This is a genomic window from Shinella sp. BE166, from assembly GCF_051201095.1.
GTDB lineage: Bacteria > Pseudomonadota > Alphaproteobacteria > Rhizobiales > Rhizobiaceae > Shinella > Shinella lacus.
This window is the reverse complement of the sequence record NZ_JBPEHL010000002.1, coordinates 382,172-397,537: the sequence shown is the minus strand read 5'-3', so window position 1 is coordinate 397,537 and position 15,366 is coordinate 382,172. Positions and strand designations below refer to the sequence as shown.

13 protein-coding genes are annotated in these 15,366 nt (G+C 63.5%); all 13 read right to left on the bottom strand.

The genetic code is table 11. The features are described from left to right. The 13 genes from J2Y63_RS05890 to J2Y63_RS05830 all read right to left on the bottom strand — a co-directional run bounded on the left by J2Y63_RS05890 (position 1) and on the right by J2Y63_RS05830 (position 15,362). Complete coding sequence (locus J2Y63_RS05890; protein ID WP_256119008.1) at positions 1–1,668, bottom strand: ribonuclease J; 1,668 nt, start codon at positions 1,666–1,668, stop codon at positions 1–3. A 15-nt stretch (positions 1,669–1,683) separates the two neighbouring features. Next, the gene (locus tag J2Y63_RS05885) at positions 1,684–2,424 is read right to left on the bottom strand and encodes a biotin--[acetyl-CoA-carboxylase] ligase (RefSeq protein ID WP_435265321.1); all 741 of its coding nucleotides are present in this window, start codon (positions 2,422–2,424) and stop codon (positions 1,684–1,686) included. 23 nt (positions 2,425–2,447) lie between these two features. Then, positions 2,448–3,890: an NADH-quinone oxidoreductase subunit NuoN gene (gene nuoN / locus J2Y63_RS05880; protein WP_256119006.1), complete on the bottom strand. Its 1,443-nt coding sequence runs from the start codon at positions 3,888–3,890 to the stop codon at positions 2,448–2,450. Positions 3,891–3,906: 16 nt separating this feature from the next. Next, positions 3,907–5,418: an NADH-quinone oxidoreductase subunit M gene (locus J2Y63_RS05875; RefSeq protein ID WP_435265320.1), complete on the bottom strand. Its 1,512-nt coding sequence runs from the start codon at positions 5,416–5,418 to the stop codon at positions 3,907–3,909. Beyond that, positions 5,418–7,415, bottom strand: coding sequence for an NADH-quinone oxidoreductase subunit L (gene nuoL, locus J2Y63_RS05870; RefSeq protein WP_435265319.1), 1,998 nt, complete (start codon positions 7,413–7,415; stop codon positions 5,418–5,420). The genes J2Y63_RS05875 and nuoL overlap by 1 nt, the downstream gene beginning before the upstream one ends. Before the next feature lie 7 nt (positions 7,416–7,422). Beyond that, a complete protein-coding gene (gene nuoK, locus J2Y63_RS05865) occupies positions 7,423–7,731 on the bottom strand; it encodes an NADH-quinone oxidoreductase subunit NuoK (protein WP_160860343.1) in 309 nt (102 codons plus the stop codon). Between the two features lie 27 nt (positions 7,732–7,758). Further along, complete coding sequence (locus tag J2Y63_RS05860) at positions 7,759–8,373, bottom strand: NADH-quinone oxidoreductase subunit J (RefSeq protein ID WP_435265318.1); 615 nt, start codon at positions 8,371–8,373, stop codon at positions 7,759–7,761. Between the two features lie 99 nt (positions 8,374–8,472). Beyond that, positions 8,473–8,964: an NADH-quinone oxidoreductase subunit NuoI gene (gene nuoI / locus J2Y63_RS05855; protein WP_256119002.1), complete on the bottom strand. Its 492-nt coding sequence runs from the start codon at positions 8,962–8,964 to the stop codon at positions 8,473–8,475. Positions 8,965–9,000: 36 nt separating this feature from the next. After that, positions 9,001–10,047, bottom strand: coding sequence for an NADH-quinone oxidoreductase subunit NuoH (nuoH, locus tag J2Y63_RS05850; RefSeq protein WP_435265317.1), 1,047 nt, complete (start codon positions 10,045–10,047; stop codon positions 9,001–9,003). Positions 10,048–10,067: 20 nt separating this feature from the next. Continuing rightward, complete coding sequence (nuoG, locus tag J2Y63_RS05845) at positions 10,068–12,146, bottom strand: NADH-quinone oxidoreductase subunit NuoG (protein WP_435265316.1); 2,079 nt, start codon at positions 12,144–12,146, stop codon at positions 10,068–10,070. 122 nt (positions 12,147–12,268) lie between these two features. Further along, complete coding sequence (locus J2Y63_RS05840) at positions 12,269–12,907, bottom strand: hypothetical protein (protein ID WP_435265315.1); 639 nt, start codon at positions 12,905–12,907, stop codon at positions 12,269–12,271. 5 nt (positions 12,908–12,912) lie between these two features. Further along, complete coding sequence (gene nuoF / locus J2Y63_RS05835) at positions 12,913–14,217, bottom strand: NADH-quinone oxidoreductase subunit NuoF (protein ID WP_256118998.1); 1,305 nt, start codon at positions 14,215–14,217, stop codon at positions 12,913–12,915. Positions 14,218–14,228: 11 nt separating this feature from the next. Beyond that, positions 14,229–15,362 (bottom strand): NADH-quinone oxidoreductase subunit E, encoded by a 1,134-nt coding sequence (locus J2Y63_RS05830; protein WP_435265314.1) that lies wholly within the window; start codon positions 15,360–15,362, stop codon positions 14,229–14,231. Between the last annotated feature and the right edge of the window lie 4 nt (positions 15,363–15,366).

Sequence of the window (15,366 nt, the reverse complement as noted above, 5' to 3'; positions counted from 1 at the left end):
TCAGACCTTCGTCAAAAACACCGTGACCACAGGCTTCTTGCCCCAGATCTCGTTTGCCGTGGAGCGCACGGCGCGGCGCACGGCTTCGCGCACCATCTCCAGGTCCTTGCGGCGCGCGCGCGGGATGCTTTCGACGGCGCCGAGCACGGCGTCGTAGAGCGTGTCGCCCATGTCCTCGCCCTCGTCGTCGAACTGTGGCAGGCCGAAGGGTTCGACCTCGGGATCGCCCATGAAATCGAAGCGGTTGTCGAGCAGGATGCTGACGGCGACGTGGCCGACGAAGGCGAGCTTGCGGCGGTCGCCGATGCCCATTTCCTCGTAGTCGCCGATGAGATTGCCATCCTTGAAGATGCGGCCGAAGGGGGCGTGGTCGACGACCTCGGGCACGCCGGGGGCAAGCTTCAGGACATCGCCATTGCGCACGCGCGGCACCTGCGCGATGCCGGACTGTTCGGCGAGCTGGGCATGGGCCGTCAAGTGTGCGGCCTCGCCATGCACGGGCACGACCATCTTCGGGCGCGTCCAGCCGTACATCTGCTGCAATTCATGCCGGCGCGGGTGGCCGGAGACGTGCACCAGCGCCTCGCTGTCGGTGATGACGTTGATGCCCTGGTCGACCAGGCCGTTCTTGATGTCGTTGATCGCCTTCTCGTTGCCGGGAATGGCGCGCGAGGAGAAGATGATCGTGTCGCCATCGGTGAAGGCGACGTTGCGCATCTCGTCGCGGGCGATCTTGGCCAGCGCCGCACGGGGCTCACCCTGGCTGCCGGTCAGGATGACGACGACCTTGTCGCGCGGGATATAGCCGAACTCGTCTTCCGCGATGAAGGGTTTCAGGCCTTCCATGAGGCCGATGTCGCGGGCGACCTCAGTCACGCGCTTCATGGAACTGCCGAGCAGCAGCACCTCGCGGCCGGCGGCTTCGGCCGCCTGCGCGATCGAGCGGATGCGGCCGACATTGGACGAAAAGGTGGTGATACCCACCCTGCCCTCGGCGCTCTCGATGATCTTGGTGAGGCTTTCGGAGACTTCGCGCTCGGAGGGCGAGACGCCGTCGCGAAGGGCATTGGTGCTGTCGCAGATCAGCGCCAGCACGCCCTCGTCGCCGAGCTTGCGGAAGCGCGTCTCGTCGGTGAGCGGCCCGAGCGACGGATCGAGGTCGATCTTCCAGTCGCCGGTGTGGATGACGGTGCCGAGCGGCGTCTTGATCGCCAGCGACATCGGCTCGGGAATGGAGTGGTTGACGCCGATCGCCTCGATTTCGAACGGCCCGACATTGATGCGGTCGCCTTCCTTGAAGATGGTGATCGGGATTTCCGTGCGGCTCTTCTCGTAATTGCGCTTGGCTTCCAGCATGCCGGCGGTGAACGGCGAGGCATAGACCGGCACGTTGAGGCCCGGCCACAGCTCGTTCAGCGCGCCGTAATGGTCCTCGTGCGCATGGGTGATGATGATGCCCTTGAGCTTCTCGCGTTCCTTGGCGAGGAAGCGGATATCGGGCAGCACGAGATCGACGCCCGGCAGGTCCGGCCCCGGAAAGGTGACGCCGCAATCGACCATGATCCACTGGCGGCTGGCCTTCGGGCCGTAGCCATAAAGCGCGAGGTTCATGCCGATTTCGCCGACGCCGCCCAGCGGCAGGAATACCAGTTCGTCTTCTTTTGCCATCGGCTTCAAAAATTCCTATCCAAAAAACACGTCGCCGGCCGCGATCAGTCGCGTGCCGCCGTCATCCATCTCCAGTTTCAGGAGACCTGTATCATCAATTCCGGAAAAGCGCCCGGAAATAGAACGGTCGGGAAGGTTGACCGTTATGTTTTCCCCGATGCCGCCGGCGACCTTTTTCCAGCGCTCCATGATGGCCGAAATCCCCCGTCCGGCGTCCCACAGCGACAGGGTTTCGGCCATCGACTGGAAGAGATAGGCGAACAATTCGTCAGGGGAAGCGGAGGCGCCGAAATCACGCAGGGTGGCGACCGGATAGAGCCCCGCATCGGGCGCCACGGCGACATTGATGCCGATGCCGATGACCAGACCATGCCGGCCGTCAGGTAGCGTCTCGCCTTCGATCAGGATGCCGCAGACCTTTCGACGGTCGACCAGAATGTCGTTCGGCCACTTCACCAGCACATCCGGTGCATCGAGCGGCATGATGCGGCTGACGGCGGCCTGCACGGCGACGGCGACGGCGAGCGGCAGGGAGCCGAGCCGGTCCATCGGCGCCGGGTCGATCAGCATCAGCGAGGCGTAGAGATTGCCGGGCTCGGAGAACCAGGCCCGCCCGCGCCGGCCGCGCCCGCCCGTCTGGCGTTCCGCGGTGATCCAGAGACCGGAAAGCGCGCCCTTTCGGGCGCGCTCCAGGCATTCCGTATTGGTCGAGCCCACTTCAGCGAGCGCCTCGTGCCGGAAGTCGTCGAGCGACATCCGGCGAGGATTTTCGGGCCCGCTCAAAAGAAGGTCCGCGCCGCGGCTTCGGCAGCAGCACCGATCGGGCCGCCGATCAGCACATAGCCGACGACGAACAGGCCGGAGAGGCCGAAGACCAGCTTCAACTCGCCGGCGGTGCGGGCGAATTCGCCTGTCGCTTCGTCGAACCACATGACCTTGATGATGCGCAGGTAGTAATAGGCGCCGACGACCGAGGCGAGCACGCCGATGATGGCGAGCGCATAGAGATGCGCTTCGATCGCCGCCATGAAGACGAAGTATTTCGCGAAGAAGCCTGCCATCGGCGGGATGCCGGCGAGCGAGAACATCAGGATCGTCAGGACCGTCGCCATGAAGGGGTTGGTCGTGGAGAGGCCGGCGAGATCGTCGATGTTCTCGACATTGCCGCCTTCCTTGCGGCGCATGGCGAGGATGCAGGCGAAGGTGCCGAGCGTCATGACCATGTAGATGAGCATGTAGAGCGCCACGCCGCGAACGCCCGCCATGGAACCGGCGGCAAGGCCGACCAGCGCATAGCCCATGTGGCCGATCGAGGAATAGGCCATCAGGCGCTTGATGTTGCGCTGGCCGATGGCCGCGAACGAGCCGAGCAGCATGGAGGCGATCGAGATGAAGACGATGACCTGCTGCCAGTCGGCAACGACAGGCTCGAAGGCCTCGATGACGATGCGCACCAGCATGGCCATGGCAGCGACCTTGGGGGCAGCGGCGAAGAAGGCCGTGACGGGGGTCGGCGCGCCTTCATAGACGTCCGGCGTCCACATGTGGAAGGGCACGGCCGAGATCTTGAAGGCCAGGCCGGCGAGGATGAAGACCAGGCCGAAGACGAGGCCGAGCGAACGGCCTTCGGCGGTCAGCGCTGCCGCGATTTCCTGGAAGCCGATATGGCCGGTGAAGCCGTAGACCAGCGACATGCCGTAAAGCAGCATGCCGGAGGAGAGTGCACCGAGCACGAAATATTTCAGGCCCGCTTCCGTCGAGCGCAGGCTGTCGCGGTTGATCGCGGCGACGACATAGAGCGCCAGCGACTGGAGTTCCAGCGCGAGGTAGAGCGACAGCAGGCTGTTGGCCGAGATCATCAGCAGCATGCCGAGCGTCGATAGCACGATGAGCACCGGGAACTCGAAGCGGTCGAGCTGTTCCGAGCGGGCATGGCCGACGGTCATCACCATGGCGGTGATGGAACCGATCAGCGCCAGCACCTTCATGAACTTGGCGAAGGCATCGGAGACGAAGGCGCCGCCATAGGCCTGGCCCTCGCCCGTGGCGAGCACCAGCCAGAGGCCGGAGATGATCAGAAGCGCGACGGCAAGCCCGATGACGGTGGTGCCCGAGCGTTCGCCGGAGAAGACACCGATCATCAGCAGGGCGAGCGCGCCGACGGCAAGAATGATCTCCGGGAGCGAGAGCTGAAGGCTGGCGAGGATAGTATCAGCAGTCATGTCTTGGGTCCCGTCGTCAGTTCGCCGAAAGCGCAACAGGTTGCGCCGCCTGCAGAGCCGCGGAGTAGTTATTGAGCAGCGCGTCGACCGAAGCCGCCGTCGCATCGAACACCGGCGCCGGATAGACGCCGTAGAAGATCGTGAGGATCACGAGCGGATAGAGCAGCAGTTTCTCGCGCAGATCGAGGTCGAGCAGCGACTTCAGGCTTTCCTTCTCCAGCGCACCGAAGATCACCCGGCGGTAGAGCCAGAGCGCGTAGGAGGCCGAGAGGATGACGCCCGTCGTGGCGAAGAACGCGACCCAGGTGTTGGCGCGGAAGACGCCGACCAGCGTCATGATTTCGCCGACGAAGCCAGAGGTGCCGGGGAGGCCGACATTCGCCATGGTGAGGATCATAAAGGCGACGGCGTATTTCGGCATGTTGTTGACGAGGCCGCCGTAGGCGGAGATCTCGCGGGTGTGCAGCCGGTCATAGACGACGCCGACGCAGAGGAAGAGCGCGCCGGAGACGATGCCGTGCGACAGCATCTGGAAAATGGCGCCCTGGAGACCCTGCGCATTCGCCGCGAAGATACCCATGGTGACGTAGCCCATGTGGGCGACCGACGAATAGGCGATCAGCTTCTTGATGTCGTCCTGCATCAGCGCCACCAGCGAGGTGTAGATGATGGCGATGACCGACAGCGCGAAGACGAAGGGCGCGAAATAGTCGGAGGCCAGCGGGAACATGGCGAGCGAGAAGCGGATGAAACCGTAGCCGCCGAGCTTCAAGAGCACGCCGGCCAGGATGACCGAGCCCGCCGTAGGCGCCTGGACGTGCGCGTCGGGAAGCCAGGTGTGCACCGGCCACATCGGCATCTTCACCGCGAAGGACGCGAAGAAGGCGAGCCATAGCCAGGTCTGCATCTGGGCCGGGAAGTTGTAGGCGAGCAGTTCAGTGATGTCGGTCGTGCCGGCCTGCCAGTACATCGCCATGATGGCGAGCAGCATCAGAACTGAGCCGAGCAGCGTGTAGAGAAAGAACTTGTAGGAGGCGTAGACGCGATCCTTGCCGCCCCAGACGCCGATGATGATGAACATCGGAATGAGGCCGGCCTCGAAGAAGACGTAGAACAGCACGATATCGAGCGACACGAAGACGCCGACCATGAACACTTCCAGGAGCAGGAAGGCGATCATGTATTCGCGCAGGCGCTTTTCGACCGAATGCCAGCTTGCAAGCACGCAGAAGGGCATCAGGAAGGTCGACAGGATGACGAACAGCATGGAAATGCCGTCGACGCCGAGATGATAGGAAATGCCGGTGCCGAGCCATTCGGCCTTCTCGACCATCTGGAAGCCCGGGTTGGCATTGTCGAAGCCGATCCAGATGAAGAGCGAGAGGACGAAGGTGAAGACCGTCGTCAGAAGCGCGACATTCAGGATGTTGCGGCGACCATAGGGGCTATCCTCGCGGGTCAGCAGCAGAAGCGCCACGCCGACGAGCGGGAGGAATGTGACCGCTGAAAGAATGGGCCAATCGGTCATCAGAGGGAGCTCCCGAGCATCATCCAGGTGACGAGTGCTGCAATACCCAGCAGCATCGCGAATGCGTAGTGATAGAGGTAACCGGTCTGGAGGCGCACGACGCGATCCGTGACATCCATGACGCGGGCGGCGATGCCGTTCGGGCCGAGGCCGTCGATGACGGTGCCGTCACCCTTCTTCCAGAGGAACTTGCCGATCCGCATGGCGGGACGGACGAAGAGGAAGTCGTAGAGTTCGTCGAAGTACCACTTGTTGAGCAGGAACTGGTAGAGGCCGCGATGCTGCTCGGCGAGGTATTTCGGCGTTTCCGGCGAGCGGATGTACATGTACCAGGCGGTGACGAAGCCGAGCGCCATGGCGGCAAACGGGCTCCACTTCACCCAAAGTGGAACGTGGTGGTACTCGTTGACCAGCTCGTTCTCAGGCAGCGTGAACAGCGCGCCCTGCCAGAACTCGCCATAGTGATGGCCGTAGAAATACTCGACGAAGATCACACCCGCGACCACCGCACCGGCGGCGAGCAGGTAGAGCGGGATCAGCATCACGGCCGGGGATTCGTGCACATGGTGCATGACATCCGCGGAAGCGCGCGGCTTGCCGAAGAAGGTCATGAATGCCAGGCGCCAGGAGTAGAAGCTTGTGAAGAGCGCTGCGATGACCAGCAGCACGAAGGCGAAGCCGGCGACCGGGCTGTGCGAGGCGAAGGCCGATTCGATGATCGCATCCTTCGAGAAGAAGCCGGCGAAACCGATGATCGTGCCCGGGATGCCGACGCCGGTCAGCGCCAGCGTGCCGATCGTCATCATCCAGAAGGTGATCGGGATGTGTTTGCGCAGGCCCCCCATGTAGCGCATGTCCTGCTCGCCATCGACGGCGTGGATGACGGAGCCGGCGCCAAGGAACAGCAGAGCCTTGAAGAAGGCGTGCGTGAAGAGGTGGAAGATCGCAGCGCCGTAAGCACCGATGCCGAGCGCCACGAACATGTAGCCGAGCTGCGAGCAGGTCGAATAGGCGATGACGCGCTTGATGTCGTTCTGCACGAGGCCGACGGTCGCCGCGAAGAAGGCGGTGATCGCACCGACGAGCGTCACGACCATCAGGGCGGTGTGCGACAGTTCGAACAGCGGCGACATGCGCGCGACGAGGAACACGCCGGCGGTGACCATGGTCGCGGCATGGATGAGGGCCGAAACCGGGGTCGGGCCTTCCATGGCGTCCGGCAGCCAGGTGTGCAGCAGGAACTGCGCCGACTTGCCCATCGCGCCCATGAAGAGCAAGAGGCAGGTGGCGGTCAGCGCATGCGACTTGTCGAGCGTCATGCCGAAGAGGTTGATGACGGGCGCGGCGGCATCCGCAGCACCTTCGGCCGGCAGGTAGGTCGCGGCGGTGGCGAAGATCGTCTCGAAATTGATCGAGCCGAAGAGCACGAAGACCGAGAAGATGCCGAGCGCGAAGCCGAAGTCGCCGACGCGGTTGACGATGAAGGCCTTCATCGCGGCGGCGCAGGCGGACGGCTTCTTATACCAGAAACCGATCAGCAGGTAGGACGCGAGGCCCACGCCTTCCCAGCCGAAGAACATCTGGAGAAGGTTGTCCGACGTCACCAGCATGAGCATGGCGAAGGTGAAGAGCGACAGATAGGCGAAGAAGCGCGGCCGATGCGGGTCGTGGTGCATGTAGCCGATGGAATAGACGTGCACGAGCGTCGAGACCGAATTGACGACGACGAGCATGACGGCTGTCAGCGTATCGACGCGGAACGCCCATTCGACATCGAAGCCGCCGGACTGGATCCAGCGCAGCACGCTGACCTTGATCATCTCCGTCTCGCCCATGGCGACGTCGAAGAAGACGATCCACGACAGGACTGCCGCCAGGATCATGAAGCCGGAGGTGACATATTCGGACGCCTTGGCGCCGATGGCATTGCCGCCGATGCCGGCGATCAGGAAGCCGGTCAAAGGAAGGAAGACGATTGCCTTGATGATGGTATCCATGACCCGATCAGCCCTTCATCATATTGACGTCTTCGACGGCGATCGAACCGCGGTTGCGGTAGAAGACGACGAGTATTGCAAGACCGATGGCCGCTTCCGCAGCCGCGACGGTCAGAATGAACAGTGCGAAGACCTGGCCGACGATGTCGTTCAGGAAGGCCGAGAACGCGACCATGTTGATGTTGACCGCAAGCAGGATGAGCTCGATCGACATCAGGATGACGATGACGTTCTTCCGGTTGAGGAAGATGCCGAAGACGCCGAGGGTGAAGAGGATGGCGCTGACGGTGAGATAGTGGGAAATACCGATTTCCATTTTGCTTTTCCTTGGTCCCGCGCTGCCTCAGATGCCCTGGCCGGGCTTCACCTTGACGACCTCGACGGCGGTTTCCGGCGTGCGGGCAACCTGCTGCGAGATGTTCTGGCGTTTAATGTGTGGCTTGTGGCGCAGCGTCAGCACGATCGCGCCGATCATGGCGACGAGCAGCACGAGGCCGGCGATCTGGAAGAAATAGACGTAGTGCGTGTAGAGCACGTCGCCGAGCGCTGCCGTGTTCGTCCGCTCGGAGACCGGAGGGATCGGCATCGAGATGTTCTTGGCGATCTCCGGCGCAAAGGTCGAGCCGCCGACGACGATGATCAGTTCGGCGGCAAGGATGAGGCCGATCAGCGCGCCGACCGGGGCATATTCCAGCGCCCCTGCCCGCAATTCGGCAAAGTCGATGTCGAGCATCATCACGACGAAGAGGAAGAGAACCGCGACCGCGCCGACATAGACGACCAGCAGGATCATCGCCAGGAATTCGGCGCCCGTCAGCAGGAACAGGCCCGCCGAGTTGAAGAAGGTGAGGATCAGGAACAGCACGGAATAGACCGGATTCCTGGACGAGATCACCATGAAGGCGGACGCCACCGCCACGAAGGCGAAGAGATAGAAGAATAGAGCCTGGAGACCCATTTTGGTGCCTTTTCGTCTTCCCCGGAGAAGGTCCCCCTTCCCCGTCGAAGCCTGACGACCACTCGTCAGGCACTTACGTTCATCTTGCCTTTCCGCCGATCAGCGGTAAGGCGAATCCATGCCGATGTTGCGGGCGATTTCCCGCTCCCAGCGATCGCCGTTCTCGAGCAGCTTCTGCTTGTCGTAGTAGAGCTCCTCGCGCGTCTCGGTCGCGAACTCGAAGTTCGGTCCCTCGACGATGGCGTCGACCGGGCAGGCTTCCTGGCAGAAGCCGCAATAAATGCACTTCACCATGTCGATATCGTAACGCACCGTGCGGCGCGTGCCGTCGTTGCGGCGCGGACCCGCCTCGATGGTGATGGCCTGGGCAGGACAGATCGCCTCGCACAGCTTGCAGGCGATGCAGCGTTCCTCGCCGTTCGGATAACGGCGCAGCGCATGCTCGCCGCGGAAGCGCGGCGAGACCGGCCCCTTTTCAAAGGGGTAGTTCACCGTCGCCTTGGGGCGGAAGAAGTAGCGCATCGACAGGAAGAACGCGCCGACGAATTCCTTGAGGAACAGCGAATTTACGGCTTGCGAAAGACTAGCCATTTCAAGCTCCAATGCTGCTGAGGGTCGGGGCGGTCCTCATGCGGACCAGCCCGTGAGCTTCAGCACGAATGCAACGATGACCACCATGGCGAGCGAGATCGGAAGGAAGACCTTCCAGCCCAGACGCATGAGCTGGTCGTAGCGGTAGCGCGGCACGAAGGCCTTCACCATCGCGAACATGAAGAAGACGAAGGAGGCTTTCAGCACGAACCAGATGATGCCCGGGACCCAATTGAGGAACCAGACGTCGACCGGGGGCAGCCAGCCGCCGAGGAAGAGGATCGTCGTCAGCGCGCACATAAGGCAAATGGCGGCATATTCGCCGAGCATGAACATCATGTACGGGGTGGAGCCATATTCGACCATGAAGCCGGCGACGAGTTCGGATTCGGCTTCCGGCAGGTCGAAGGGCGGGCGGTTCGTCTCGGCCAGCGCCGAGATGAAGAACACCACGAACATCGGGAACAGCGCCAGCCAGTGCCAATCCAGGAAAGAACCCGGCAGGCCGATCATCGTGCCGACGCCGTCGCGCTGCGAGTTGACGATGTCCGTCAGGTTCAGCGAGCCGACGCAGAGCAGCACGGTGACGATGACGAAGCCGATCGAGACTTCGTAGGACACCATCTGCGCGGCGGAGCGCAGCGCGCCGAGGAACGGGTACTTCGAGTTCGAAGCCCAGCCACCCATGATGATGCCGTACACTTCGAGCGAAGAAATCGCGAAGATGTAGAGGATGCCGACATTGATGTTGGCGATGACCCAGCCGTCGTTGAGCGGCACGACCGCCCAGGTGGCGAGCGCCAGCGTCACCGAGACGAGCGGCGCCAGAAGGAAGATCATCTTGTTGGCGGTCGCCGGGATGACCGGCTCCTTGAAGACGAACTTCAGAAGGTCGGCGAAGGATTGGAAGAGACCCCAGGGGCCGACGACGTTCGGGCCGCGGCGAAGCTGAACGGCGGCCCAGATCTTGCGGTCGGCGAGAAGCACGTAGGCGATGAAGACCAGCAGCGCGACCAGCAGCAGGAGCGACTGGGCCACCATGATCAGGCCAGGCCAAACGTAGGTCGAAATGAAAGCGTCCATAACGTCTTATTCCTTCGCGCTCATTCCGCCGCGGCTTTGAAATTGTTGCGGGCCAGCGCCGAGCACTCGGCCATGACCGCGGAGGCGCGCGCTATCGGGTTCGTCAAATAGAAGTCTTTGATCGGAGACGCAAACCCGGAATTCGCCATCGTCCCGCCTTTTTTCGCAAGTGCGGAAAGATCGGCGATTTCGCCCGTCGCAATCTCGTCGACTGCGGCAAAATGCGGGTGTGCGGCGTGGAGTTTTGCGCGCAGCTGGACCAGCGAATCGAAGGGCAGCTTCTTGCCGAGCACGTCCGACAGCGCACGCAGGATCGCCCAGTCCTCGCGGGCATCGCCCGGCGCGAAGCCGGCGCGGTTGCCCACCTGGACGCGGCCTTCGGTGTTGACCCAGGTGCCCGACTTCTCGGTGTAGGTCGCGCCCGGCAGGATGACGTCGGCGACATGCGCCGCGTTGTCGCCGTGCGAGCCGATATAGACCGTGAAGGCGGTCTTCCTGGCAAAGTCCATTTCGTCGGCGCCGAGCAGGAAGAGCACGTCCGTGCCATCAAGCATGTCGGCTGCGACCTTGCCGCCCTCGCCCGGCACGAAGCCGAGATCGAGGCCGCCGACGCGGGACGCCGCAGTGTGGAGAACGGCGAGGCCGTTCCAGTCCGCCTTCACCGCGCCGATGCTTTCGGCAAGCTTGGTGACGGCCGAGAGCACGGCGAGGCCATCGGCACGCGACAGCGCGCCCTGGCCGACGATGATCATCGGACGCTCAGCCTTCTTGAGCTTGGCAGCGAACTTGACCGAGCCGTCGATGAGGCCGGAGAGCGTGTCCGTGCCGGCACCGAGATATTCGTAGCCGTAGCGCAGCTCGCCCTGTTCGCCGATCACGCCGATCGGGAAATTGTCCATCCGCCAGCGCTTGCGGATGCGGGCGTTGAGCACGGCCGCCTCGAAGCGTGGGTTGGAGCCGACGATCAGCAGCGCATCGGCCTGTTCGATGCCTTCGATGGTCGGGTTGAAGAGGTAGCTCGCGCGGCCGAGCGACGGGTCGAGCGTGGAACCGTCCTGGCGGCAGTCGATGTTGGTCGAGCCGAGCGCCGTCATCAGTTCGCGCAGCGCAAACATTTCCTCGACCGAAGCAAGGTCGCCGGCGATGGCGCCGATGCGGTCACCGGACGTGCCGGCAACGGCGGTCTTGATGGCGCCGAAAGCGTCCGCCCAGGTGGCGGGCTGGAGACGGCCGTCCTTGCGGACGTACGGACGGTCGAGGCGCTGGGTCTTCAGGCCGTCCCAGATGAAGCGGGTCTTGTCGGAGATCCACTCTTCGTTGATCTCCTCGTTGACGCGCGGCAGGATGCGCATGACTTCGCGGCCGCGGGTATCGACGCGGATCGCCGAGCCGACAGCGTCCATGACGTCGATCGATTCGGTCTTGTTCAGTTCCCACGGACGCGCCGTGAAGGCGAAGGGCTTGGAGGTCAGCGCGCCCACCGGGCAGAGATCGACCACGTTGCCCTGAAGCTCGGAGGTCATCGCCTGTTCGAGATAGGTGGTGATCTCGGCATCCTCGCCGCGGCCGATCAGGCCAAGCTCGGTGATGCCAGCGACTTCCGTCGTGAAACGAACGCAGCGCGTGCAGTGGATGCAGCGGTTCATGATCGTCTTGACGAGCGGACCGATATACTTGTCCTCGACCGCGCGCTTGTTTTCCTGGTAGCGCGAACTGTCGATGCCGAAGGCCATCGCCTGGTCCTGCAGGTCGCATTCGCCACCCTGGTCGCAGATCGGGCAGTCGAGCGGGTGGTTGATGAGCAGGAACTCCATCACCCCTTCGCGTGCCTTCTTGACCATAGGCGTGGTGGTGAAGACTTCCGGCGGCTCGCCGTTCGGGCCGGGGCGCAGGTCGCGCACGCTCATGGCGCAGGAGGCCGCCGGCTTCGGCGGGCCACCCTTCACCTCGACGAGGCACATGCGGCAGTTGCCGGCAACCGACAGCCGCTCGTGGAAACAGAAGCGCGGAACTTCGGCGCCCGCATCCTCGCACGCCTGAAGCAGCGTGAAGTGATCCGGCACTTCGATTTCTTTTCCGTCGACTTTCAGCTTTGCCATATCTCAATTCCCGCTTTTGACGCAGTCGCTGCGTCTTGCCAGCGCCATTCTCTCCAGCCGTTGTTTTGGGCGCTCTGCCCGTCCCGCCGGCCTTTGTTCCATTTCGCCAGTTCCGGCGGAGCCTAGCCCCTGCCCTTCACCAGCGCCTTTGCCTGCTCTACCCAGCGATCGCGGGCAATGCGCCCGGCGAACCCGAGTTCGGCTTCAATCCTCGCCACATCCTCGGCCTTCAGGGCCGCGATGTCAGCGTAACGCCGGAAGCCCATGCCGTTCAGCACCTGCTCCAGCTTCGGCCCGATGCCCGAAATCGCTTTCAGGTCATCGACCTTGGCGGCTTTGGCGGCCGGCGCCTTGCGCGCGGGCTTCGCTTCCGCCTTTTTCGGCGTCGCGCTTTCGCGCGCCACCTCGATCTTCGGTTCGGCCTTCGCCACCGGCTCGGCCACCACCACGCTCAGCACCGGCTTCGCCTTGACCGGCTCGACCGTTTCCGCCGTGGCATCCGCCGCTTCGTCGAGCGCCACCCTGGCGCGCTCCGTCGCGGTCTTCATCATGCCCAACATCAGCCCGGCCATCTGGCCGGCGATGCCGAAACCGATCGCCGTCGTGGCGGCCATTGCCGCCACCGGATGGGCCATCAGCGGATGCAGCGGCACGCCCGGCATTTCCTTCAGCCACGGCGCCAGACCGAAAGGGTCGTCGCCGGCGACTGGCGCCGGCTGAACTCTGGTTGCATTCGCATCCTGTCCTGCCGGCTTCGTCATCGCCTTTACTCCGCTGCTTCAAGCACGGCGCCATGCGCCGTGGCGTTTGCCGTATACTTGTCGATGCGCGCCTCGATCTCCGGACGGAAGTTGCGGATGAGGCCCTGGATTGGCCAGGCCGCCGCATCGCCGAGCGCGCAGATCGTGTGACCTTCGATCTGCTTCGTCACGTCGAACAGCATGTCGATTTCGCGCTTCTGGGCATTGCCCGTGACCATGCGCTGCATGACGCGCATCATCCAGCCAGTGCCTTCGCGGCACGGCGTGCACTGGCCGCAGCTCTCGTGCTTGAAGAAGGCCGAGATGCGCCAGATCGCCTTGATGATGTCGGTCGAGCGATCCATGATGATCATGCCACCGGTGCCGAAGGAGGACTTCACCTCGCGCAGGCCGTCGAAGTCGAGCGTGACATTCATCATGTCTTCGCCCTTGACGACCGGGCAGGATGCGCCACCCGGAATGACGGCCAGAAGATTGTCCCAGCCGCCGCGGATGCCGCCGCCGTGCTTCTCGACCATCTCCTTGAAGGAGATGCCCATGGCCTCCTCGACCGTGCAGGGCCGGTTGACGTGGCCGGACATCATGAACAGCTTCGTGCCGACATTGTTCGGGCGGCCGAACGAGGAGAACCAAGCCGCACCACGACGCAGGATCGTCGGCGTGACGGCGATCGATTCAACGTTGTTGACCGTGGTCGGGCAACCATAGAGGCCCATATTCGCCGGGAACGGCGGCTTCAGGCGCGGCTGGCCCTTCTTGCCTTCAAGGCTTTCGAGCAGCGCGGTTTCTTCGCCGCAGATATAGGCGCCGGCGCCGTGGTGTACGTAGATGTCGATGTCGTAGCCGAGCTTGTTGTTCTTGCCGAGCAGGCCGGCGTCATAGCACTCGTCGATGGCCGCCTGGAGCGCCTCGCGCTCGCGGATGAACTCACCGCGCACATAGATGTAGGCAGCGTTGGCGCCCATGGCGAAGGAGGCGACGACGCAGCCTTCGATCAGCGTGTGCGGATCGTGGCGCAGGATGTCGCGGTCCTTGCAGGTGCCGGGCTCGGATTCATCCGCATTGACGACGAGGTAATGCGGACGGCCGTCGGATTCCTTCGGCATGAAGGACCACTTGAGGCCGGTCGGGAAGCCGGCGCCGCCGCGGCCGCGCAGGCCGGATGCCTTGACCTCGTTGATGATCCAGTCGCGGCCCTTTTCGAGCAGCTCCTTGGTGCCGTCCCAATGGCCGCGGGCCATGGCGCCCTTCAGCGACTTGTCCTTGGTGCCGTAGATATTGGTGAAGATGCGATCCTGGTCTTTAAGCATGGTTCACCTCTTTACCGCGGCTTCTTGCCGAACACGCGGATGTATTCCGCTTCGCCGCCCTTTGCGAGCGCCTCGGCCTGCCTGACCCAGTCGTCGCGTTCGATGCGGCCCTTGAAATTCAGATAGGAATCGACCCAGGCGCGCTCTTCCAGCTTCCAGGAGGAAACCTGTGCGAAGGTGAAGATGCCGAGCTCGTGCAGGATGCCCTCGATCTTCGGGCCAACGCCGGAGATGAGCTTCAAGTCGTCCACGGTCGCGGGACGCGCGATGGCGGACGGACGGTCCTTGTCTTCGAGCGACGGCTTGCCGGCCGCAGCCACCGGATGCTTTGCTTCATTGTCGCCGCCTTCGGCCCGCGTGTCGCCCGTCGCCTTGCTGTTGGCGGCCGCTTCCGCCTTGGCGGTTGCCGGCGTCTTCAGCTTGGGGTCGGTCTCCACCGCATCGGTCGTCGGCTTTGCGGCATTCGACGGGGGAACACTGACGCTGTCGCCCTCGGTCTTCTTGGCGCGGGTCGTCACCTTCTTGGCGGCCGGTTCCGGCTCGTTCAGGCTGGTAAGGCCGCCGACCGGGGCGGAAAAGATGCGGTCGACCTGCGGGCCGGTCTCCACGGTGGAGCCCTTGCCGGCATCGAAACGGTCGATGATGTGTTCGAGCTGCGTCGCGGTCAGGTCTTCAAAGCTGTCCTTGAAGATCATGATCATCGGCGCATTGACGCAGGCGCCCAGACACTCGACCTCTTCCCAGGACAGCGTGCCGCTCTCGTTCAGGTGATGGGGTTCGGCGTGGATGCGCTTCTTGCAGACATTGATGAGGTCTTCCGCGCCGCGCAGCATGCAGGGCGTCGTGCCGCAGACCTGGACATGGGCGCGCGTGCCGACCGGCCCGAGCTGGAACTGTGTATAGAAGGTCGCGACTTCGAGCACTCGGATATAGGCCATGCCGAGCATGTCGGCGATGGCTTCGATCGAGGCCTTGGTGACCCAGCCGTCCTGCTCCTGCGCGCGCATCAGAAGCGGGATGACCGCCGATTGCTCGCGGCCCTTCGGATACTTCTTGATCGTTGCCTTGGCCCAGCTCGCATTCTCCTTGGTGAAGGCGAAGCTCGCGGGTTGGACATTGTCTTCGGCTAGTCGACGAACGGACATTCTG

Coding starts and splice junctions, on each gene's coding strand:
- J2Y63_RS05890 (WP_256119008.1), bottom strand. CDS start 1,668: ATGGCAAAAGAAGACGAACTGGTATTCCTGCCGCTGGGCGGCGTCGGC.
- J2Y63_RS05885 (WP_435265321.1), bottom strand. CDS start 2,424: ATGTCGCTCGACGACTTCCGGCACGAGGCGCTCGCTGAAGTGGGCTCG.
- nuoN (WP_256119006.1), bottom strand. CDS start 3,890: ATGACTGCTGATACTATCCTCGCCAGCCTTCAGCTCTCGCTCCCGGAG.
- J2Y63_RS05875 (WP_435265320.1), bottom strand. CDS start 5,418: ATGACCGATTGGCCCATTCTTTCAGCGGTCACATTCCTCCCGCTCGTC.
- nuoL (WP_435265319.1), bottom strand. CDS start 7,415: ATGGATACCATCATCAAGGCAATCGTCTTCCTTCCTTTGACCGGCTTC.
- nuoK (WP_160860343.1), bottom strand. CDS start 7,731: ATGGAAATCGGTATTTCCCACTATCTCACCGTCAGCGCCATCCTCTTC.
- J2Y63_RS05860 (WP_435265318.1), bottom strand. CDS start 8,373: ATGGGTCTCCAGGCTCTATTCTTCTATCTCTTCGCCTTCGTGGCGGTG.
- nuoI (WP_256119002.1), bottom strand. CDS start 8,964: ATGGCTAGTCTTTCGCAAGCCGTAAATTCGCTGTTCCTCAAGGAATTC.
- nuoH (WP_435265317.1), bottom strand. CDS start 10,047: ATGGACGCTTTCATTTCGACCTACGTTTGGCCTGGCCTGATCATGGTG.
- nuoG (WP_435265316.1), bottom strand. CDS start 12,146: ATGGCAAAGCTGAAAGTCGACGGAAAAGAAATCGAAGTGCCGGATCAC.
- J2Y63_RS05840 (WP_435265315.1), bottom strand. CDS start 12,907: ATGACGAAGCCGGCAGGACAGGATGCGAATGCAACCAGAGTTCAGCCG.
- nuoF (WP_256118998.1), bottom strand. CDS start 14,217: ATGCTTAAAGACCAGGATCGCATCTTCACCAATATCTACGGCACCAAG.
- J2Y63_RS05830 (WP_435265314.1), bottom strand. CDS start 15,362: ATGTCCGTTCGTCGACTAGCCGAAGACAATGTCCAACCCGCGAGCTTC.